Source organism: Gluconobacter oxydans (assembly GCF_006539685.1).
GTDB classification, from domain to species: domain Bacteria; phylum Pseudomonadota; class Alphaproteobacteria; order Acetobacterales; family Acetobacteraceae; genus Gluconobacter; species Gluconobacter oxydans.
This window is the reverse complement of sequence record NZ_BJNM01000007.1, coordinates 44,492-64,668: the sequence shown is the minus strand read 5'-3', so window position 1 is coordinate 64,668 and position 20,177 is coordinate 44,492. Positions and strand designations below refer to the sequence as shown.

Sequence of the window (20,177 nt, the reverse complement as noted above, 5' to 3'; positions counted from 1 at the left end):
GGGATGGGGGTCGTGCAGGCCCTGCGCGATCTCCTCCCCGCCCTGCATATCGATTATCTCGCCGATACGGCGCTGTTCCCGTATGGCGAACAGCCTGACGATCTGCTGACCTCGCGGATCGTCAGTCTTCTGGTTGCCGCCTGCGAGCGTCTTCAGCCCGACGTTCTGGTCATCGCCTGCAACACCGCCAGCACGATTGCTCTCCCTGCCCTGCGGCAGCGCCTGAACATTCCCGTAGTCGGCTGCGTACCACCGATCCGCTGGGCCGGGCGTGTTTCCGAGAGCCGGGTCATCGGTCTGCTATCGACGTCAGCCACGGCGCGACGCCCTTACATCCTCCAGCTTCATCGCGATTTTGCACCCGACTGCCGTCTGATCACCCATGGTGCACGCCGATTGGCGGACCTGGCAGAGCGCGCCTTTCTGGGTGAACCCATCGCAGATTCAGACGTACAATACGAACTGACCTGCCTCTTCAGTCAGCCCCATGGCGGCGAGATCGACACTGTGGGCTTGGGCTGCACGCATTACACATTCCTGATGGATGCTTTCGAGCGCCTGTCTCCTCCCGGCATCACATGGCTGGACCCCGCCCCCGCCGTCGCACGGCAGGTCCGGACTGTCCTTCAGGACGCACCCTGCTCCTCAGCCCCATCCCGCCCCGGCAGGCTTCTGATGACCTGCGCACCACAGGACATCGCAAGACTGGAAACTGCAGCGCAAAGACTCGGTTTTTCGCAATGGGATATGTTCGCGGCTCCCGCACCAGGCATGGCGGAAGCCTGAAAGAAAACGCCCTGTCCACTCAGGAACAGGGCGTTTCAAAACTCCTTAGCGGGCGCGATCGACGGTATACTGGACCGTCTCCGTCATAAGGCGACGCAGTTCACTATCCGGGAAAATCGACAGCGCATCCACAGCCTCGGCGGCATAGGCCTGCGCGCGGGCGATCGTCGTTGCAATGGCGCCGGTCTTCTCGATCAGGGCCAGAGCGTGGGGCAGATCGGCTTCCGTCTGCTCACCCTTCTCGATCACACGCTCCCAGAATGCCCGGTCTTCCGCAGATCCGGCTTCATAGGCGGCCAGAACCGGCAGCGTGATCTTGCCTTCGCGCATGTCGTCACCGACCGTCTTGCCGAGGATCTGCTGGTCGGCTGCGTAATCCAGAGCATCATCGACAAGCTGGAACGCCATACCCAGATTGGTTCCGAAACGGTCCAGCGCAAGCTCTTCCGCTTCCGGACGATCCGCGACCACTGCGCCCACGCGGCAGGCCGCCGCAAACAGGGCGGCCGTCTTGCCGTGAATGACTTCGAGATAGCGGTCGACCGGCGTAGACAGGTCGTTCTGCGTCACCATCTGCAGGACTTCGCCTTCGGCAATGGTTGCCGACGCATCGGACAGGATCGCCATGACCTTGAGCGACCCGTCCGCCGTCATCAGCTGGAACGACCGCGCAAACAGGAAGTCGCCGACCAGGACGGAGGCCTTGTTGCCAAACACGGCGTTGGCAGATGCCAGACCACGGCGCAGGTTGCTCTCATCGACCACGTCATCGTGAAGCAGCGTAGCGGTATGGATGAACTCCACACAGGCGGCGAGGCCGACATGACGCTGGTTTTCAGGAGTCGACTTGTAGCCGCACAGACGGGAGGAGGCGAGTGTCAGCAGGGGTCGCAGACGCTTGCCGCCAGCCGCGACAAGATGGGCGCCAAGCTGTGGAATGAGCGGGACCGGGCTCTCCATCCGCGCGATGATGGCGCGGTTGCAGGCCTGCATGTCCTGTTCCAGGTAGGCGGACAGAGCGGAAAGGGCGCTCTCGCCCCCTGCATCCCTGACCACAGCTTTCTCAACGGTCGCAGAAACGTCCGGTGCGGCAGAATCCAAGGGTCATTACTCCAGTTCCCGCGACGGGCCCGGAGACTGGCCCAGGACCGCACGGGCACGATATGATGTGGCGTGGCCCGCCTCTCTCTTTCCTGTCGCGGGAAGAACGAACGGGCCATGTAACGCCGGACGACAGGTTGGAAAGACCATATGAGCGGCAGCAGGAAGACGGTCAACCCATTGCAGCCCCCGAAGCCCCTCCCCGATGGCTCATTTGTCACGCTTTGCCCCGCACGGGAGGAAGGCTCCCTACTGGGGGGACGGGTCCGCTATGACCAGTTCAGCAAGGGCTACCGGACCGGGCTTGAGCCAGTCCTGATGGCTGCCTCTATTCCAGCGAGAGCGGGCGAAACGGTCCTGGAAGCCGGCTGTGGCGCCGGTGCCGCACTTCTGTGTCTTTCAGCCCGCATTCCGGGCGTGCATGGAGTCGGACTGGAAGCCGATCCCGAAACCATCAAACTGGCTGAATGGAACATCTGGAACAATTCCGGTCCAACCGGCCTCCCAAAGCTCCAGATCCTTCAGGCCCAGTTGCCCGACATTCCCCGAACCCTGCGCGCCTTCACGCCAACCGCAAACGGCCGTTTTCATCATGTCATGGCCAATCCGCCATGGCACAGCCCGCATGGAACGCCCTCGCCCGATACCAGACGACGACTTGCCCTGAGTGCAGAGACAACTGCTCCGGAAGAATGGATTGGAGCCCTGACGAAATGGGTGCTTCCGGGTGGAACACTGACCTTTGTCCTGTCCACCGCCGTCGCGGACCGGGCCTGTCAGACATTGCTGGAAAATGGATGTGGTTCGATCCAGTTCTATCCCTTCTGGCCCCGTCAGGGGCGTGGAGCGAAGCTGGTTCTGGTCCGCGCGGTACATGGAGGCCGCGGGATTTTCCGGCTGCGGGCCGGGCTGGTCCTGCATGAGGCAGATGGCCGCTTTACCGCGGCGGCCGAGCGCGTCCTGCGTGACGGAGAAGCCCTGCCCGAAGGCTAGGGCTTCTCCATACGAAGGGTCTTAGCTGAAAACGTTGCCTTCGAACGCTTCTTCCCAGGTGCCGGACGTGGATGCACGGGAATATTCCGTCGAGCGGTTCTCGAAGAAATTTGCGTGCTCGACCGCGTTCAGCATGTCGTCGATCCACGGCAGCGGATTGCTTTCCTGTCCATAAACCGGATCTAGGCCCAGCTGCGTCAGGCGACGATCGGCAATGAAGCGGATGTAACGCTTCACGTCCTCGGAGGACATACCCTCGACCGGGCCCATCTCGAAGCACAGATCGATGAACGCGTCCTCATGCTCGACCGTGGTGCGGCAGATCTGCGTCAGTTCTTCGCGGAACTCCGGCGTCCAGATTTCGCTGTTTTCGCGGACGAAGGTGCGGAACAGGCGGATCATGGACAGGCAGTGCAGCGTCTCGTCACGCACCGACCAGGACACGATCTGCCCCATGCCCTTGAGCTTGTTGAAGCGCGGGAAGTTCAGCAGAATCGCGAAGGACGCGAAAAGCTGAAGCCCTTCCATGAACGCCCCGAAGGCCGCCATGGTCTTGGCGATTTCACGCTTGTTGTCGATGTTGAACGACTGCATGAAATCGTATTTGTCCTTCATCTCCTTGTATTTCAGGAAGGCCGAATACTCGGTCTCGGGCATCCCGATGGTATCAAGAAGATGGGAATACGCAGCGATGTGGATCGTCTCGATATTCGAGAACGCGGACAGCATCATCAGCACTTCAGTCGGTTTAAAGACCTGGCTGTAATACTTCATGTACGCGGAGTTCACTTCCACGTCCGACTGCGTGAAGAAGCGGAAGATCTGCGTCACGAGATGACGCTCGGCTTCCGTCAGCGTGCGGTGCCAGTCCTTCACATCATCGGCCAGCGGCACTTCTTCCGGCAGCCAGTGGACGCGCTGCTGGGTCAGCCAGGCGTCATAGGCCCAGGGGTAGCGGAAGGGCTTGTAGACCGGGTTGGCGGTCATCAGGTCGAAATGCTGCTCGCCCTGATGATCGGTTGTCGGGGTCGTGTCGCTCATGATCGCGTCCTTTCACATCCCGCCATTACTGGCAGGACAGGCACTCTTCGTAATCGCCGCTGCTCATCTCGCCGCGCGGGGCGGCCTGAGCCGTGGCTTCGTATTTTTCGTCTTCCAGAATGTCGCTCTTCACCGCGAGGTTGGACACGGCATCCGCGCGCTGCACGGACAGAGAGCGGCAGTAGTACAGGGACTTCAGGCCCTTCTTCCACGCCTGGAAATGGATCTGATGCAGGTCGCGCTTGTGAACGTCGGCCGGCAGGAACAGGTTCACCGACTGCGCCTGACAGATGAACGGCGCACGGTCGGCAGCGTGTTCCACAACCCAGCGCTGGTCGAGTTCGAACGCCGTCTTGAACACGTCCTTCTCGTCCTGCGTCAGGAAGTCGAGGTTCTGCACGGAGCCCTTGTTCAGCGTGATCGCCGACCAGACTTCGTCCGTGTCATAGCCGCGTTCTTCCAGAATTTTCTTCAGATGGCGGTTGCGGACCGAGAACGAGCCCGAAAGCGTCTTCTGCAGGAACACATTCGCGCTGATCGGCTCAATGCCCGGGCTGGCATTGCCCGTGATGATGGAAATCGAGGCCGTCGGCGCAATAGCGAGCTTGTGTGAGAAACGCTCCATGAAGCCGTATTCGGCAGCATCGGGGCACGGACCGCGCACTTCCGCCAGATGCTTCGATGCCGCATCGGCCTGCTTGCGGATGTGTTCGAAAATCTTCCGGTTCCAGACCTTCGCCATCACGGACTCGAACGGAATCATCCGGGCCTGCAGGAAGGAATGGAATCCCATCACGCCCAGACCGACCGAACGCTCACGCGCAGCGGCGTATTTCGCCCGCGCCATATCGTCCGGCGCGCGGTCGATGAAGTCCTGCAGCACGTTGTCGAGGAACAGCATCACGTCCTCGATGAACTGCGGATCATCCTTCCACTCGTCCCAGGTCTCGAGATTGAGCGAGGACAGGCAGCAGACGGCCGTGCGGTTCTTGCCGTGATGGTCAATGCCGGTCGGCAGCGTGATCTCGGCGCAGAGATTGGAGGTCTTCACTTCCAGCCCGGCCAGCTTGTGATGCTCAGGACGGGCGCGGTTCACATGATCGGAATAGATGATGTAGGGCTCGCCCTGCTCCATCCGCGCCGTCAGGATCCGGATCCACAGACCACGCGCCGAAACCTTGCGGATCGTGCTGTGATCCTTCGGAGACAGCAGCGCCCATTCCTCATCATTCTCAACCGCGCGCATGAACGCGTCTGTCACGAGCACGCCGTGATGCAGGTTGAGTGCCTTGCGGTTCGGATCACCACCCGTTGGGCGGCGCATCTCGACGAATTCTTCCACTTCCGGATGCCAGACCGGCAGATACACCGCAGCCGAACCACGACGGAGCGAACCCTGCGAAATCGCCAGCGTCAGGCTGTCCATGACGCGGATGAACGGGATGACGCCCGACGTCTTGCCGTTGCGGCCGATATTCTCGCCGATGGAGCGCAGATTGCCCCAGTAAGACCCGATGCCGCCACCCTTGGACGCGAGCCACACGTTCTCGTTCCACAGCCCCACGATTCCCGAGAGGCTGTCCTCGGCCTCGTTCAGGAAGCAGGAAATCGGAAGGCCGCGCTCAGTGCCACCATTGGACAGTACAGGCGTGGCCGGCATGAACCAGTGGCGGGAAATGTAGTCATAGATCCGCTGCGCATGGCCCGCATCTGCGCCGTAATAGGAGGCTACACGCGCAAAAAGCGCCTGATAGTCCTCGCCCGGAAGCAAATAGCGGTTGTTCAGCGTCGCCTTGCCGAAATCCGTCAGCAGGGAGTCGCGCGAACGGTCCACCCGCACGGCATGATGGCCAGGAAGCTGCACGACATCGTCGAACATGTCTGCAGAATCGGAATCGCCCGGTAGCGGCGCTTCACCGATGGGATGATCGAGCGGCGGACGCACGTCATGGGCGCGATCGGCTTTGTCGGACAGGTCCGTCGTCACGTCATGAAGGGTCATTCGCTGTCTCCGGTCGTATTAATTCTTCTGATTACGCTTGCTCACTGCCCTCTAAAGAGGGCAGTGAGCAAGCGTGAAGTTTGCTTGCAAATTCTGAGAAGCTATGAATTAGCACATTCCTACATATAGCCTTCGAAAGAGTTAATAGCCCTAGATATAGTGGCGATCGCAGAAAACTGCCCTTAGCCGCGGTTATCCCAAAAACACCCCCAAGAACATTTTTCTCAGTGTGTGATGGCGGTCACAGGATCGGGAAATTTCGTGAACACCGACGCGGGAAACGATCCATGACATGTCACGTTTAAACGGGCGAGCCCACAACATGGAAGAGCCCATCATGACCATCAAGAAGACAGCATCAGCCCACTGGACCGGCGGCCTCAAGGACGGCAAAGGCACGATTTCCACGCAGAGCGGGGCCCTGCAGAACCAGCCCTACGGCTTCAACACCCGTTTCGAAGACAAGCCCGGCACGAACCCCGAAGAGCTGCTCGGCGCGGCCCATGCCGGCTGTTTCACCATGGCGCTGTCCATGATGCTCGAGCAGGCTGGTTTCAAGGCCGAATCCCTGGAAACGAAAGCCACGGTGTCTCTGGACAAGTCTGGCGAAGGCTTTGCCATCACGCAGTCTCACCTGACCCTGCGCGGCAAGGTTCCCGGCGCATCGGAAGCGCAGTTTCTGGAAATTGCCAACAAGGCCAAGGAAGGCTGCCCGCTGTCGCAGGTCATCAAGGCCAAGATCACCCTGGACGCCACGTTCGAAGGCTGAAGCGCCCGATACCGAAAGGCTGGGGCCTAGCGCCCCCAGCCACACTGCGCATGATCGCGCAGCAGGTGATCGGCCAGCACACAGGCCATCATCGCCTCAGCGACCGGCACGGCACGGATACCGATGCAGGGATCGTGCCGCCCCTTCGTCATCACTTCGACAGACTCCCCATCGCGCGTGATGCTCGGAACAGGCGTAAGGATCGAACTGGTCGGCTTGATCGCAAAACGTGCCACAATGGGCTGTCCCGTCGAAATACCGCCCAGAATGCCGCCGGCATGGTTGGATGCGAACTGCGGCCCCGGTGCAATCGGATCAGCGTTCTGCTCACCGCGCAGGGCCGCTACGGCAAAACCGTCTCCGATTTCGACACCCTTCACGCCATTGATACCCATCATGGCCCCTGCCAGATCGGCATCGAGCTTGCCATAGACCGGCGCACCGAGTCCGGCAGGCAGACCTTCCGCCACAACTTCGACGGTCGCCCCGATTGATGATCCATCTTTGCGGATGGAGTCGAGAAGAGCTTCCCACGGCCCCACGGATTCCGCATCCGGACACCACAGCGGATTACGCTCGACCTCGTCCCAGTCCCAGCGGGACGGATCGATGGTCTGGCCACCGATTCCCGTCAGGGCAGCCCGGATCTTCACGCCCTCACCCACCAGCGTTCTGAGCAGCACACGCGCTACGGCACCCGCCGCAACCCGCATTGCCGTCTCGCGCGCCGAAGAACGTCCGCCCCCGCGATAGTCGCGGATGCCGTATTTCATGTCATAGGCTATATCGGCATGACCGGGGCGATAGCGGGTTGCGATATCGCCGTAATCCTTCGACCGCTGATCGGTATTCTCGATCATCAGCGAAATGGGCGTGCCGGTCGTCTGGCCTTCAAACACGCCTGAGAGGATCCGGACCTGATCCGGCTCCCGGCGCTGCGTGGTAAAGCGGGACTGCCCCGGACGACGGCGGTCGAGCCAGGGCTGGATGTCCTCTTCGGACAGCTTCAGGCGGGGTGGGCAGCCATCAATGACGCAGCCGATGGCCGGTCCGTGACTCTCACCCCAGGTGGTGACGCGAAAGAGCTTCCCGAAGCTGTTGTCCGACATGTCAGTTCCCGGAACCGACCGCTGCGATGTCCGGAGCGTCCGGGTTCTTCATACCGACCGTGTGGTAGCCACAATCCACGTGATGGATCTCGCCCGTCACACCGCTGGACAGGTCGGAGAGCAGATACATGCCCGAACCACCGACATCCTTAAGGGTCACGTTGCGCTCCATCGGGGCGTTGAGCTGGTTCCAGCGCAGGATGTAGCGGAAATCGCTGATCCCGTTGGCGGCCAGCGTCATGATCGGACCGGCGGAGATGCCGTTCACGCGGATATCGTCGCGGCCCAGATCGGCAGCCATGTAGCGCACGGAAGCTTCGAGAGCCGCCTTGGCCACACCCATCACATTGTAATGCGGCATGACGCGCTCGGCACCGAGATAGGTCATGCTGAGGAACGATCCGCCCGGATTCATCATCGCGGACGCACGACGTGCAACGGCGACGAAGGAATAACAGGAGATGTCCATGGCCTGCAGAAACGCATCACGCGGCGTGTCGATGTAGCGACCGCGAAGATACTGCTTGTCGGCGAAAGCGATGGCATGGAGCACGAAGTCGATCTTGCCCCAGCTCTTCTCGATCTCGTCGAACGTCGCATTGATGGCGTCGTCATTGCTCACATCGCAGGGCAGAACCAGCGAAGAGCCCACGCTCTCGGCCAGCGGGCGGACGCGCTTGCCCAGCGCCTCGCCCTGATAGGTGAAAGCAAGTTCCGCACCCTGTGCCGCACAGGCGCTGGCAATGGCCCAGGCAATGGAGTGCTTGTTGGCAACACCCATGATCACACCGCGCTTGCCCTTCATGAGCGTGCCGGTCACTGGAGCCGGGATATTGTCTTCCGTTTCAGACATGGTGATTTCCTGAATCGCGTTGGCGTATTGAGGGCCGTGGTTGCACAAGCGCCCGTGACAGACAAGACTTTGCGACGATTGCGCCGTTTTTTGCCCTCTGACCGGGCATTAAGGCATCACTCCGGCGCTGAGGAATTTCCGCCCCATGTGTTCGAAATCCGCCCGCGCCACCATGGACCCGTTCGATTTTTCCGAACGCCATTCCATCCTGATCCCCGCCCGGCCCGAGACCATTCTGAATTCCGTACCGCACTACCGTCTGGGGGATGATCCGCTTCTCCGCCCCAACCCTTTACCTGCGTGGACTGCCGGCCCGCCTGCTGCATGCCCCCTCTCCGCCACCTCTGGAGCTTCAGGACTTCACGCTCCTTTCCCAGACCAATCGCAGTCTGGTCTACGGGCTAAAAGGCGCTTTCTGGCGGACGGATTACGGCCTGCGCCGTTTTGACACACCCATGGAGTTTCTCGGTGACAGGGATGCGTCCGCTGCAACCCTGATCCTGTCCTTTATGACAGTGCCAGCGAAGCGGGGACGGACGCGCCTTGTTACGCAGACACATATTCTGTGTCCCACTTCCCATGTCCGGCGGCGCTTCCTGCCCTACTGGCTCGTGATCCGCCCAGTCAGTGGCCTGCTGCGACGACGCGTGCTGTCCCAGATCAAGGCGCGGTGTGAGCGGAGCGCGTAAACTTGTGCCCATAGCGGGCCGGATAGCTGGAACGTGCCATCCGCGTTATGATCTCCACACTGGCGAACCGGTCTGCGTTGCTCCTGCCGCATCAGGCCTGTTCCGCCAATCCAGTTCCAAGGAGAGTCCCATGTCCGACATCCCCCTGATTGACCTGAAGGCCGATCCCTTCGCCCTGTTTGCGGCCTGGGTGTCGGATGCCGAGAAATCCGAGCCGAATGATCCCAACGCCATGGCCGTGGCAACCGCCACGCCTGACGGGCGACCTTCCGTCCGGATGCTCCTGCTCAAGGGCGTGGATGAGCGCGGCTTCGTTTTCTATACCAATCTGGAAAGCCGCAAGGGACGCGAACTGCTGGCCAACCCGCATGTCGCCCTGCTGTTCCACTGGAAATCCCTTCGCCGCCAGATCCGGATCGAAGGCCCGGTCGAAGCCGTCAGCGCCGCCGAAGCCGATGCGTATTTCGCAAGCCGCTCGCGCATGTCCCGCCTTGGCGCCATTGCGTCCGACCAGTCACGCCCCCTGGATGACCGCAGCACCTTCGAGGAACGCCTGAAGGCCGTGGACGAGAAATACGGCGACGGGCCGATCCCCCGCCCCGCCAACTGGTCGGGCTTCCGCGTTCTGCCCGAAGCCATCGAATTCTGGCAGGATCGCCCCTACCGCCTGCATGACAGAGCCGTGTGGACCCGTGACGGAAACGGATGGAACGTCACGCGACTTTATCCGTAAATACATCATAACGACGTTCTGCAGATTTTGGCCGGGGAGCCCTGACCCATGCTTATCGACATCAAGAATATCCTTCTCCCCCTGAACGGCTCCGGTGACCTCGAAGCCGTCATGTCGGTCGCGCTGGATTTCGCGCGCCGTTTCGATGCCCATCTGTCCGCTGTCGTGGTCGGCTCGGACCCGTCCGAAGTCGCGACGCTGGCCGGTGAAGGCATCTCGGCCGGCATGGTCAATGAAATGATCGACACGGCCACGACCGAGGCCCAGCGCCGCGCGATCGCGATCCGCAAGGCCTTCGACGCCTTCATCCACGAGCATGGCATCCGCCGGGTCGAGCCCTCGAAGATCGGCTCCTCCGCGGGCGATGGCGTCAGCGCCAGCCTCGATGTCCTCAACGGCACCGAGCACGATTCCCTGACATGGCGCTCCCGTCTGGCCGACATGACGCTGGTCCCGAACCTCGCCAAGGACGGCGACCCCCGCGCCTCCGAAACGCTGCATGCCATCCTGTTCGACAGCGGACGCCCGCTCGTGATCGCTCCGCCCGCCCCGCCAAAGACGGTGGGCAAGCGCATCGCCATCGCCTGGAACGGCACGCCTGAAGCCTCACTGGCCCTGCGCTGCATCCTGCCCTGGGCCCACAAGGCCGAAGCCGTGCAGGTCCTGACCTGTCAGGACTACCAGCGTCGCGGACCGGGCGCGGATGAAGTCGTGACCTATCTGCGGATGCACGGCATTTCCGCCACGGCCAGCGAGTTCGAGGCCGTCAACCGTGACATCGGCGCGGGGCTCCTGAAGGCAGCCACGGAGTTCAATGCCGACATGCTCGGCATGGGCGCCTATTCCCACTCCCGTCTGCGCCAGATGATTCTGGGCGGTGTCACCCGTCACATTCTGGAACAGGCGCAGCTCACCGTTCTCATGAGCCGCTGAAACACCCTGTTCACGCCTGCCTGCCGATCTGAAGGAACCGTCATGTCCCTGTCCCGCCTCATCTGCGCAACCTGCCTGACCCTCGCACTGGCAGGTACCGCGCTGGTCCCCGCATCGGCCATGGACACACGCTCTCCGCCACAGGCAGGCAGCTTCACCCTTCAGGAGCCGCAGGCACGGCTGAAACTACGCCTTGTTCCGGGCAGCACGCTCGCAACCGGCTACCACAGCCCGTTCTATCAGCAGAACCCGGCAACAGGCGCCATCATCCTGCGGACGGACGGGCTTCAGCCGTCCATCCGGGGGCAGACGGCCCCTGCCACCGTCCTGCGTGAAGGCACGGCCTGGTATTTCCAGCAGACTCCGGCCGACATGAACGCCAGCCTGCATATCGACACCTGGCCCAGCGACCAGCGCGTCATCATCGGCCGCATCCAGAGCCCGCACGGTGCCGTTGTGGAACTGGTCGCAGACGGCCATCGCTCGCAGGTGACCGTCACCGTCCATGATGGCAGTTCGACCCACAACATCGTCGCCGGTACGATCTATCCGGACCGCAACGTCAGCTATGCCATCTCCTCGCGTCCCAACGGAACGCTCGTCGTTGTCGTCAACGGCAGTCGCAGCGTGCTCGCAATGCCCATGGCCGGGACCGCATCCGTCATGTGGTTCGAAGCCGTCGCCGGTCAGACCGGATGGCACATGCCCTGTCACGGCGACATGGCGCAGGTGACCTTCACGTCCCTGGAAGTCCGTCATCCGGCACCGTGAGGGCCAGGACCGTACGGGAAAGTCTGTCCAACCTTTGCCGCCTGTAACGCCGCGTGCTACCCGACACGGCATGACCCTGTTTCCGCGCCTCCTGCGCCTGTGGCTGGGAACCTGCCTGCGCTCCACGCGCTGGCAGGTCAGTGGCTCACCCCGCGCCCTCGAAACCCTGACAACCCCGGCGCAGGGTACGGTCGTCGCCTTCTGGCACCGCTCGCTGACACTCAGCTCGGCCCTGTGGTTCTGGGCGCGGACGCTGGAACCCCGCCTGGAACTGCGGGTCCTGATTTCCCGCAATCCGGACGGAATGCTGATCGCCGATGTCGTCCGTCCCTGGGGCATCATCGGCATCCACGGATCTTCCAGCAAAAAGGGCAAGAACAAGGGTGGCGCGGCCGTTCTGCGCACGGCGCTGAAAGAGCTCGAAGCCGGTTCCCTCGTTGCAATCACGCCTGACGGGCCACGCGGCCCAGCAGAACTGGTCCAGCCCGGAGCCGTCGCCCTGTCACGTCTCGCGCGCTGTGCGGTCGTTCCTGTCGGGATGGCCAGCACGAGCCTGCGTCTGCCGTCATGGGACGGACTGGCTTTCCCCCTGCCGTTCGGACGTGGCGCCCTCATCATGGGCGAACCCCTGTTCCAGCCCGATGCCACGATCCTCCAAAATGCCCTGAACGACGTCTCGTTGCGCGCCGAGAGCGTGGTGCGGCACCGGCAGTCCAATCTGGCGGACCGTCTGTGGCGTGTGGCCGGAACCCTCATGGCCCCGGCCCTGACAGTCATGCTGCGCATCCGTCTGCATCGCGGACGTGAACTCCCCGACCGCCTGCGTGAGCGCATGGGACTGGAGCGCACGGGACCGCGCCGAGGCCACCGCCCCACGGGGCAGCTTCTGTGGATTCATGCTGCCAGCGTCGGCGAGACCCTCTGCGCCCTGCCACTGGCCGAAGCCCTGCTCGAGGCGCGGCCCGACATGCGCATCCTCTTTACGACCGCAACCGTCACCGGCAGCGAAATCGTGGCCCGGCATCCACTTTACGGGCAGAGGATCATCCACCGCTTCATCCCCCATGACGTGCCACGCTGGCTCAGGCGCTTCCTGAACCTCTGGCAGCCGGAAGGCGCCATATTCGTGGAAAGCGAACTGTGGCCCGGCATCATCGCCGCCTGTTCGCGCCGCGACATCCCGGTCATGCTCGTCAACGGGCGCCTGTCGGACCGTTCGGCCCGTCTGTGGACCCGTCTGGGAGACCCGGCACGGCGCATGATGAAGCGCCTGTCCTGGGTGGCCGCCCGTGGCCCCGAAGACGCAGCCCGCTTCCGGGCTCTGGGGGCTCTCCCGGTCTATGAAGACGGCGACCTCAAGCAGGACGCCCCGCCACTGGCCTATGACGAGGCTGAATATACCCGGCTGAGGCGCCTGATCGGCGACCGTCCTGTCTTCGTCGCCGCATCCACCCATCCTGGCGAGGAAGAACTTGTCCTTCAGGCCGCGGAAAAAGCCCGCAGGCTGCAGCCTGATCTGCTGACCATCATCGTCCCGCGCCACCCGGCCCGCGGCGCAGAGCTGGCAGCCCACTTTGACCTGCCCCGACGGGCGGCAGGTCAGGATCCGACACCGCAGACACAGATCTGGCTGGCCGATACGCTGGGCGAACTGGGTCTGTTCTACCGTCTGGCGGATCGCTGTTTTCTGGGCAATTCCCTTGCCGGAAAAGGCGGCGGCCACAACCCGTTCGAGCCGCTCCGTCTGGGGGTCCCCACGGCTACGGGGCCGAAAATGGAGAACTGGCGGGAGGCAATGGCCACCGTTTCTGATACAATCCATGTCGTGAACGATGTGGAGTGTCTGACACGATGGCTCGAATCCCCTCTCCCGCCCGTCAGGACAACGGGATTGCAGCGCTCCGTGGTGAGCGTCCTGCGGGACCGCATCCTGAAAACGGTTGAACGATGACGCGTCGTCCACCCCGTTTCTGGCTGCGCCCCACCCGCAGCATCGCCGCCCGTCTCCTGCGGCCGTTTTCCTTCATCGCCACAACACTCACCCGCCGACGCCTCAGACAGCCGACCTTTCATGCCTCTGTTCCGGTCCTGTGCTGCGGCAACATCACCACAGGCGGCACCGGCAAGACCCCCCTCACCCTTGATCTCGTCCAGCGCCTCCGGGACCGGGGCCATCACCCCCATATCCTGAGCCGGGGCCATGGCGGCCGCGAGCGCGGCCCGATCGGCGTCAATCCGAACCGCAGCACGCCCCGCGACGTGGGCGACGAACCGCTCCTCCTTGCACAGAGCGCCCCGACCTGGATCGGGGCCGACCGCGCCGAAACCGCCCGCCTTGCCATCTCCCAGGGTGCGGACTGCCTCGTTATGGATGATGGCTTCCAGAACCCGACACTGCATCAGGACGTCTCCGTCCTCGTGGTGGATGGCGTCACCGGCTTCGGGAATGGATGCGTTCTGCCCGCCGGCCCCCTGCGCGAACCGGTGCCCGATGCCCTGGCCCGCGCCCAGGCCGTCGTCGTCATGGGAGATGACCGGCACAACCTGATCCCGACGTTCCCGCCGCATCTCCTGACCGCGCAGGCCCGACTGGTGCCCGGACCCGAAATCCGGACCCTTCAGGGACGACGCATTGTGGCGTTTGCAGGCATTGGACGCCCGGAAAAATTCTTCGACATGCTCCGGGACGCAGGCGTCGCCCCCATCCGTTCGCTCCCTTTCCCCGATCACCATTTCTATACGCCCCGTGACATCCAGCGCCTCGAAGCCCTCAGCCGGGAATCGGGAACCACGCTGGTCACGACCGCCAAGGACGCCGTGAAACTGCCATTTCCATTCCGTACGCAGGTGAAGGTCATCGGCGTAGAGCTGCTCTGGGCTGACCCGAAATCCCCCGAACGCCTCCTTGATCTGCTGTTTTCCGCCTCGTGACGTCTTTCCTGTACCGCGCGGAAACCCTTCTGGTCCGTGCTCTTCTGGCCGCGATCCGGACCCTCCCGCCCGCAGCGTCCTCCAGTCTGGGCGGATTGGTGGCCCGCACAATCGGACCGCTGCTGCCCGTCTCGAAAGTCGCAGACCGGAACCTTCAGCTCGCCCTGCCGGAATATGACGCGCCCGCGCGCCGACGCATCGTCCGCGACTGCTGGGAAAATCTGGGGCGCACGGTGGGTGAGTTCCCCCATATCAGCCGCCTGAAACAGAACACGCCCTCCGGCGCGGGATGGAGCGTTGAAGGCGCGGAGCATCTTGAAGCGGCCAGAGCCTCAGGCCGGCCCGTCATTTTCTTTTCGGGCCATATCGGCAACTGGGAACTCATGCCGCCTGTGGTGGCGCGCTATGGCATGCCATTTGCGTCCTTCTACCGCGCGGCCAGCAACCCCGGCGTTGACCGCCTGATCCACAGACTCCGGCAGGACGCGATGGGCCAGGACGTGCCCATGTTCCCCAAAGGCGCAAAAGGTGCGCGTGCAGCCCTGAAATACCTGTCCAAAGGCGGGAATCTAGGCGTTCTGGGTGATCAGAAAATGAATGACGGGATCGAGGCCAGACTCTTCGGTCGCCCCGCCATGACAGCCTCCGCCGCAGCGGTGTTCGCCCTGAGACACGACGCCCTGATCGTAACCGGACATGTCCGCCGCGATGGTCCGGCCAGACTCGTGCTGGTCGTGGATGCGCCCTTCATGCCGACAAAAACGGACGACCGTGCCAGGGACGTTCTCGTCCTGACGCAGGTGTTCAATGACCGTCTCGAATCATGGATCCGCGATATTCCGGGTTCCTGGCTCTGGCTGCACCGCCGCTGGGACAAATCCCTGTACCGGAATATGACAACACAGTGTTAAGCTATGCGCTGAGAGCATGGCAGATTTGTCACAGTAGGGATGGTTTGTGTCGCAAAACCGTCTCCAGACGTTATTAAAGATTGTGAAACGTGCCTTTCGGACCCTAGCCTGAACTCATCACCACGACCCGGGTGCCTTGCCCGGCTTTATGATGAGGACTTCCTGATGGCGCAGGTGGCTCACCTTCACGACCTCTCTCATGGCCGCAACGCGAGCAACATCGTACCTCTGCGTCAGGGCCTTCTCCCCCGTCACCGCGAGTATCTGCTGCGCTGGCTGGAAGCCGGACAGCGGATGGGCGTGTTTGATGCGGAAATCGCCCCGGCCGCCCATGACACCGTCAATGTAGATGGCACGGCTCCCGTCGATCATGTTCTGGTCTGGGTCCGCGAAAACCCCGATCCCGCCTATATGCTGCGGCCGCAGGGCATGCGCTGGGTGCTGATCGACCAGATCCGTGACCACGAACTCGGCAGCTATGCCAGCTTCGAGCTTGCCCTGCATGTCATCCGCCCGGTCCTGCCGCTTGCCGAGACCTGCGCCGCCTGACCCTGCGCCCGGATTTCCTCGACCAGACACAAAAAAAGCGCGCCGTTCAAAAAAACGGACGCGCTTTTCTTTTGAAAAAATACCGTATCAGCTCGGCCGGATCGCCACATCCCGCGAAGCCGGCACAACGATGCGGGCGCCACCGCCGCGCTGGATCTGATAGATCGCCAGCGCCCGCGTGACATGCCCGTCCGGCCGCAGGCGGAACAGACCGTCCACACCCATATAACCATCCGGCCGCGTCAGGGCCTGCGTCGTCACGCCACCCTGACGGATCAGGCTTCCGGCCAGAGCCGCGGCATCATAGGCGAAATCCGTGACGGGTGACGGGGCCTGCCTGTACAGAGCCCGGTACTGCGCGACATAGCCCATGCGGTCATGCGCATCCGGCGCAGCATACCAGGCTCCATGCAGCGCACCGAGCTTGCCATCAAACGCCTTCCACAGCGCCGGCCCCATGATCTGGACCTGCGACGAATCGATATGATCCGCCTGGAGCGCCGTAATGACCCGTCCCAGTTCCAGCCCAGTATCGGCCAGCACCAGCGCATCGAATGGCGGCGGCGGAACAGGTACGGCCTGAGGTGCCGGAGCCGGAGTGGCCCCTAGCGTGGCAGGCGGTGTCGCGCCTGTTTCTGCCGTCCCTGCAGGGTTGGGCGCCGTCTCACCCGTCGGATCGATCGCGGAAGGGCCGGCCGGGACATCTGTCGGCGCAGGCTCCGGAGCAGCGGGCTGGCGCGTCTCGATGGCGGAGAGCGTCTTCAGACCGTCATCGATATTCTGCGTGTCCATCGTATGGAACACGATCTGCGGCTCTTTCAGCCCTGCATCGCGGCAGGCCCGCGCCAGCCCGTCACCCATCGCATGTCCGAAGGCATTATCCGGCAGGAAGGCCGCGAAAGTCCGGCGTCCCGTCGCCCGGGCGGCATCGACCATCCGGCGCACCTGCTGCTCCGGCGTCAGACCCATGACCCAGACGCCCGGACGGGCCTGCGTGGAGTCGCTGGTGAAAGCCAGCTCCGCCTTGCCCGCATTGACGGCGAGCGGTGCCGCGGCAGACGTTTCCGTCGCAGTCAGAGGCCCCAGCAGGATGGCATCACCACGCGACAGCGCATCCCGGGCCGCCTGCTCAGCGCCGCCCGGGGCATTGGTGTCATGCACGTCCAGCGCAGGCGATCCCTTGGCCGAAAGGGCCAGCTTCGCCGCATCGCGCATCCGCAGACCGTAAGCGGCATTGCGCCCCGTCAGCGGCAAGATCAGCCCGACATCATGCGCGCCCGGACCTTCCGAAACACCCGGAACGCCGCCCACACCCGGCACGGAAGACGACCCGCCACCCGAGCAGGCGGCAAGGGTCAGGAAGGTTCCCGCGGCGAGGCCGGTGCTTACACCCTTGCGCAGACGGCTCAACGGGCGACAATGCGCCCCTGAGTTTGTCACCGAGGATGCAGATGTCCGAAAAGTCATGTTCCGCTGAAACTCCCTTGAGCGATGCGGCTGAAACGTTACCGGCCGCCCCCCTGCCAGCGCAGGGCCAGGCCGAAGGTGGATGTCTGATATTGGTTGCAACGCCGATCGGCAACCTGGCCGATATCAGCGAACGCGCGATCGAGGTGCTGAACACCGTGGACGCGATCCTCTGCGAGGACACGCGCGTCACGGCAAAGCTCCTGCTTTCGCGCAATATTGCCACACCAACCCGGACACTGCACGACCATAACGAACAGGACCGCACTCCGTTCCTGATCGAAAAACTGCAAGAGGGCGCGCGCTATGCCGTCGTCTCCGACGCGGGCACGCCACTGGTCTCCGATCCCGGATACCGGCTGGTCCGGGCCGCCATCGTGGCCGGCATCCATGTCACAGCCATTCCCGGCCCGAACGCCGTCGTCACGGCCCTGACGCTGTCGGGTCTGCCGCCCCTGCCCTTCATGTTCCTGGGCTTCCCCGCGCCCCGAAGCGAAGCCCGCAAAACCGGCTTTGCCACCCTGCGCGCTGCCGAACAGGCCGGGCTGCACTCCACACTGATCTGGTACGAAGCCCCACACCGCCTGATCGAAACACTGGAAGACCTGATCGACGTTTTCGGTCCGAACCGGGAAGCCGCAGTCGGCCGCGAACTCACCAAGCGCTTCGAGGAAATCGTGCGCGGCACACTGACAGAAGTTCTGGAACATTTCCGCACAACCGCACCGCGGGGCGAAATCACGCTCCTGATCGGACCGTCTGCCGAAGATGACAGCGGCGCCGCCGATCTGGACACGCATCTGCGCGAGGCCCTGACAACCCATTCGGTTAAGGATGCCGCCGCTCTCGTGGCGGGAATCGTCAAGCTGCCCAAACGCACGGTCTATGCCCGCGCGCTGGAGCTTTCGCGCGAGCTGAAAGACTGAAGTCTCAGTCTGCCTTGGGCAGGACAAACAGGGACTGAGGCACGGTCCCGCCCAAACGCACATCGGAGAGGGCAATCGTGGTCGTGCGCCCCTGCGCATCCACGACCGTCCAGCCCAAAAGACCGAGCGGCGCATCGGACAGGACGAGCGTCAGAGTGCCCTCCCCGGCGCTCTGCGTCCGAACCACCTGCACCCTGATCTGCCCGTTGCTGTGTTCGAAGCCCGTCACCGTCACATCGCCTGACAGCTTGAGTTCCGGACGCAGCAGAAGCCCGAGCGGTGTGCGGTCCAGCGGAATGGTCGTGACCTGATCGACGCTGCGATCCTGAAACACCACCCGCCCGTCATTGGCGACCAGCAGCAGCGGACTCGGCTTGTCGTAATCGAAACGCATGCGGCCCGGACGATCGAGTGTCGCCGTCCCAACCGTCGTGCTGCCATCCGCCGCCGTCTGACGGAACCGCGCCTGAAGGGTCGTGACCTGCCCCAGCGTGTCTTCAATCCGTGAAATCCAGCCCTGATCCGCAGGACGAAGCTGGGCGGGAGTCGCCTGCGCAAAAGCCATGGATGGCAGTGCAACAGGCAGGAGCGCCACCAGAGCGGCAGCGCGGAAAAAAGAACGGTTCATCATGTCTCAGGAACTGCCAATCAGCACACCGGTTGCAAAAACGAGAGCCCCGCCGAGAAAGACCTGCACCATGGCCGATCCGAACGGTGTGTCCTGATACCGCCAGCGCACCCAGGAAATCAGCAGAAGCTCGATCGCCACGGCGATAATCGCGACACCAAAGGCGAGATGGAAATCCGGCACGAGAAACGGCAGCGTATGCCCGATGCCACCCCCGAACGTCATGGCGCCGCAGATCAGACCGCGCAGCAGGGGAGCCCCACGCCCGGACAGCTTGCCATCATCCGCCAGAGCCTCCGCAAGCCCCATGGAAATCCCGGCCCCCAGCGACGCCGCAAGCCCGACCAGAAAGGCCGCATGCGGACTATGCGTTGCAAACGCCGCCGCAAAGACGGGCGCCAGCGTCGAGACCGAACCATCCATGAGCCCGACCAGCCCCGGCTGCACGACACGCAGGACGAAATCCCGGCGGCTGTGCTCATCCTCGCGGTCACGGGTATTATCATTCAGATGCGCGTCTTCAAGCCGCCGCGCTTCCCGCTGGTGCCGGTCTTCCTCGGTCGCCAGATCGCCCAGCAGCTTGCGGATTTCGGCATCGTTGGTCTGCCCGGCGGCCTGACGATAGAACCGCGCCGCCTGCCGCTCCATATCGGCTGCCTGCGCCCGGATCGCCTCGATCCCACGATTCTGCATCTGCCAGGCGGATTTGCGGGACGGAAACCCCTGCACATCCTGCCGGCGGACCAGCGGGATATGATTACCGAACCGCCGGACGAACAGATCGATCAGCGCGCGGCGATGGTGGTTTTCCTCTTCCGCCATGTCCTGGAAGATGGCGGCGCTGTCGGGATAATCCTCCGCCAGCATCTGGCCGAAATCCGCGTAAATATGACCATCCTCCTCCTCGCTGGCGATGGCCAGCGCAAGGATTTCGCGTTCGGTCAGATCGGAAAGTTTCGTCACGTAGGCAGCAGATCCCGTCTCG

Annotated in this window: 20 protein-coding genes; 12 read left to right on the top strand and 8 right to left on the bottom strand. The window is 63.1% G+C overall.

What is annotated here, in order from left to right; translation table 11 throughout:
- Positions 1 to 3 precede the first annotated feature (3 nt).
- Positions 4 to 786: a glutamate racemase gene (locus GOX01_RS04750; RefSeq protein WP_024716775.1), complete on the top strand. Its 783-nt coding sequence runs from the start codon at positions 4 to 6 to the stop codon at positions 784 to 786.
- Between the two features lie 45 nt (positions 787 to 831).
- On the opposite strand, the gene GOX01_RS04745 is transcribed toward GOX01_RS04750, so the two are convergent.
- Positions 832 to 1,887: a polyprenyl synthetase family protein gene (locus tag GOX01_RS04745; protein ID WP_024716774.1), complete on the bottom strand. Its 1,056-nt coding sequence runs from the start codon at positions 1,885 to 1,887 to the stop codon at positions 832 to 834.
- Between the two features lie 150 nt (positions 1,888 to 2,037).
- On the opposite strand from GOX01_RS04745, the gene GOX01_RS04740 reads away from it, so the two are divergent.
- Positions 2,038 to 2,880, top strand: coding sequence for a tRNA1(Val) (adenine(37)-N6)-methyltransferase (locus GOX01_RS04740; protein ID WP_011253508.1), 843 nt, complete (start codon positions 2,038 to 2,040; stop codon positions 2,878 to 2,880).
- Positions 2,881 to 2,901: 21 nt separating this feature from the next.
- On the opposite strand, the gene GOX01_RS04735 is transcribed toward GOX01_RS04740, so the two are convergent.
- Both GOX01_RS04735 and GOX01_RS04730 read right to left on the bottom strand, forming a co-directional pair.
- Positions 2,902 to 3,921: a ribonucleotide-diphosphate reductase subunit beta gene (locus GOX01_RS04735; RefSeq protein ID WP_011253507.1), complete on the bottom strand. Its 1,020-nt coding sequence runs from the start codon at positions 3,919 to 3,921 to the stop codon at positions 2,902 to 2,904.
- Between the two features lie 25 nt (positions 3,922 to 3,946).
- Entirely contained in the window at positions 3,947 to 5,800 is a 1,854-nt protein-coding gene (locus tag GOX01_RS04730) for a ribonucleoside-diphosphate reductase subunit alpha (RefSeq protein ID WP_228119209.1), read from the bottom strand.
- A 460-nt stretch (positions 5,801 to 6,260) separates the two neighbouring features.
- On the opposite strand from GOX01_RS04730, the gene GOX01_RS04725 reads away from it, so the two are divergent.
- On the top strand, positions 6,261 to 6,692 hold the full coding sequence (locus tag GOX01_RS04725; protein ID WP_011253505.1) for an OsmC family protein: 432 nt from the start codon (positions 6,261 to 6,263) through the stop codon (positions 6,690 to 6,692).
- Between the two features lie 26 nt (positions 6,693 to 6,718).
- On the opposite strand, the gene aroC is transcribed toward GOX01_RS04725, so the two are convergent.
- Entirely contained in the window at positions 6,719 to 7,801 is a 1,083-nt protein-coding gene (aroC, locus tag GOX01_RS04720) for a chorismate synthase (RefSeq protein ID WP_011253504.1), read from the bottom strand.
- Position 7,802: 1 nt separating this feature from the next.
- Complete coding sequence (fabI, locus tag GOX01_RS04715) at positions 7,803 to 8,654, bottom strand: enoyl-ACP reductase FabI (protein WP_011253503.1); 852 nt, start codon at positions 8,652 to 8,654, stop codon at positions 7,803 to 7,805.
- Positions 8,655 to 8,920: 266 nt separating this feature from the next.
- Between fabI and GOX01_RS04710 the strand changes: the two genes are divergently transcribed.
- From GOX01_RS04710 to GOX01_RS04675, 8 genes are all read left to right on the top strand, one after another.
- A complete protein-coding gene (locus GOX01_RS04710; protein WP_011253502.1) occupies positions 8,921 to 9,343 on the top strand; it encodes a hypothetical protein in 423 nt (140 codons plus the stop codon).
- 130 nt (positions 9,344 to 9,473) lie between these two features.
- Complete coding sequence (pdxH, locus tag GOX01_RS04705; protein ID WP_011253501.1) at positions 9,474 to 10,076, top strand: pyridoxamine 5'-phosphate oxidase; 603 nt, start codon at positions 9,474 to 9,476, stop codon at positions 10,074 to 10,076.
- A gap of 48 nt (positions 10,077 to 10,124) precedes the next feature.
- A complete protein-coding gene (locus GOX01_RS04700; RefSeq protein ID WP_011253500.1) occupies positions 10,125 to 11,009 on the top strand; it encodes a universal stress protein in 885 nt (294 codons plus the stop codon).
- A 42-nt stretch (positions 11,010 to 11,051) separates the two neighbouring features.
- The gene (locus GOX01_RS04695; RefSeq protein ID WP_011253499.1) at positions 11,052 to 11,780 is read left to right on the top strand and encodes a polysaccharide lyase family 7 protein; all 729 of its coding nucleotides are present in this window, start codon (positions 11,052 to 11,054) and stop codon (positions 11,778 to 11,780) included.
- A gap of 70 nt (positions 11,781 to 11,850) precedes the next feature.
- On the top strand, positions 11,851 to 13,731 hold the full coding sequence (locus GOX01_RS04690) for a glycosyltransferase N-terminal domain-containing protein (RefSeq protein WP_011253498.1): 1,881 nt from the start codon (positions 11,851 to 11,853) through the stop codon (positions 13,729 to 13,731).
- The gene (gene lpxK, locus GOX01_RS04685) at positions 13,728 to 14,711 is read left to right on the top strand and encodes a tetraacyldisaccharide 4'-kinase (RefSeq protein WP_011253497.1); all 984 of its coding nucleotides are present in this window, start codon (positions 13,728 to 13,730) and stop codon (positions 14,709 to 14,711) included. Before GOX01_RS04690 ends, lpxK begins: the two co-directional genes overlap by 4 nt.
- Positions 14,708 to 15,622 (top strand): lysophospholipid acyltransferase family protein, encoded by a 915-nt coding sequence (locus GOX01_RS04680; RefSeq protein WP_011253496.1) that lies wholly within the window; start codon positions 14,708 to 14,710, stop codon positions 15,620 to 15,622. The genes lpxK and GOX01_RS04680 overlap by 4 nt, the downstream gene beginning before the upstream one ends.
- Before the next feature lie 165 nt (positions 15,623 to 15,787).
- The gene (locus GOX01_RS04675; protein ID WP_024716772.1) at positions 15,788 to 16,171 is read left to right on the top strand and encodes a hypothetical protein; all 384 of its coding nucleotides are present in this window, start codon (positions 15,788 to 15,790) and stop codon (positions 16,169 to 16,171) included.
- A gap of 87 nt (positions 16,172 to 16,258) precedes the next feature.
- Here the strand turns inward: GOX01_RS04675 and GOX01_RS04670 are convergent, their stop codons facing one another.
- Positions 16,259 to 17,581 (bottom strand): penicillin-binding protein activator, encoded by a 1,323-nt coding sequence (locus GOX01_RS04670; RefSeq protein ID WP_062269776.1) that lies wholly within the window; start codon positions 17,579 to 17,581, stop codon positions 16,259 to 16,261.
- 149 nt (positions 17,582 to 17,730) lie between these two features.
- Between GOX01_RS04670 and rsmI the strand changes: the two genes are divergently transcribed.
- Positions 17,731 to 18,564: a 16S rRNA (cytidine(1402)-2'-O)-methyltransferase gene (rsmI, locus tag GOX01_RS04665; protein ID WP_024716770.1), complete on the top strand. Its 834-nt coding sequence runs from the start codon at positions 17,731 to 17,733 to the stop codon at positions 18,562 to 18,564.
- Positions 18,565 to 18,568: 4 nt separating this feature from the next.
- Here rsmI and GOX01_RS04660 read toward each other — a convergent pair whose 3' ends face one another.
- Both GOX01_RS04660 and mbfA read right to left on the bottom strand, forming a co-directional pair.
- On the bottom strand, positions 18,569 to 19,195 hold the full coding sequence (locus GOX01_RS04660; protein WP_011253492.1) for a LolA family protein: 627 nt from the start codon (positions 19,193 to 19,195) through the stop codon (positions 18,569 to 18,571).
- A gap of 3 nt (positions 19,196 to 19,198) precedes the next feature.
- Complete coding sequence (mbfA, locus tag GOX01_RS04655; RefSeq protein ID WP_041112190.1) at positions 19,199 to 20,155, bottom strand: iron exporter MbfA; 957 nt, start codon at positions 20,153 to 20,155, stop codon at positions 19,199 to 19,201.
- Positions 20,156 to 20,177: the final 22 nt, after the last annotated feature.

Bases quoted from the DNA above. Each gene is read 5' to 3' on its own strand.
- GOX01_RS04750 (WP_024716775.1), top strand. From the start codon at position 4: ATGGGGGTCGTGCAGGCCCTGCGCGATCTCCTCCCCGCCCTGCATATC.
- GOX01_RS04740 (WP_011253508.1), top strand. From the start codon at position 2,038: ATGAGCGGCAGCAGGAAGACGGTCAACCCATTGCAGCCCCCGAAGCCC.
- GOX01_RS04735 (WP_011253507.1), bottom strand. From the start codon at position 3,921: ATGAGCGACACGACCCCGACAACCGATCATCAGGGCGAGCAGCATTTC.
- GOX01_RS04730 (WP_228119209.1), bottom strand. From the start codon at position 5,800: ATGTTCGACGATGTCGTGCAGCTTCCTGGCCATCATGCCGTGCGGGTG.
- GOX01_RS04725 (WP_011253505.1), top strand. From the start codon at position 6,261: ATGACCATCAAGAAGACAGCATCAGCCCACTGGACCGGCGGCCTCAAG.
- aroC (WP_011253504.1), bottom strand. From the start codon at position 7,801: ATGTCGGACAACAGCTTCGGGAAGCTCTTTCGCGTCACCACCTGGGGT.
- fabI (WP_011253503.1), bottom strand. From the start codon at position 8,654: ATGTCTGAAACGGAAGACAATATCCCGGCTCCAGTGACCGGCACGCTC.
- GOX01_RS04710 (WP_011253502.1), top strand. From the start codon at position 8,921: ATGATCCGCTTCTCCGCCCCAACCCTTTACCTGCGTGGACTGCCGGCC.
- pdxH (WP_011253501.1), top strand. From the start codon at position 9,474: ATGTCCGACATCCCCCTGATTGACCTGAAGGCCGATCCCTTCGCCCTG.
- GOX01_RS04700 (WP_011253500.1), top strand. From the start codon at position 10,125: ATGCTTATCGACATCAAGAATATCCTTCTCCCCCTGAACGGCTCCGGT.
- GOX01_RS04695 (WP_011253499.1), top strand. From the start codon at position 11,052: ATGTCCCTGTCCCGCCTCATCTGCGCAACCTGCCTGACCCTCGCACTG.
- GOX01_RS04690 (WP_011253498.1), top strand. From the start codon at position 11,851: ATGACCCTGTTTCCGCGCCTCCTGCGCCTGTGGCTGGGAACCTGCCTG.
- lpxK (WP_011253497.1), top strand. From the start codon at position 13,728: ATGACGCGTCGTCCACCCCGTTTCTGGCTGCGCCCCACCCGCAGCATC.
- GOX01_RS04675 (WP_024716772.1), top strand. From the start codon at position 15,788: ATGGCGCAGGTGGCTCACCTTCACGACCTCTCTCATGGCCGCAACGCG.
- GOX01_RS04660 (WP_011253492.1), bottom strand. From the start codon at position 19,195: ATGATGAACCGTTCTTTTTTCCGCGCTGCCGCTCTGGTGGCGCTCCTG.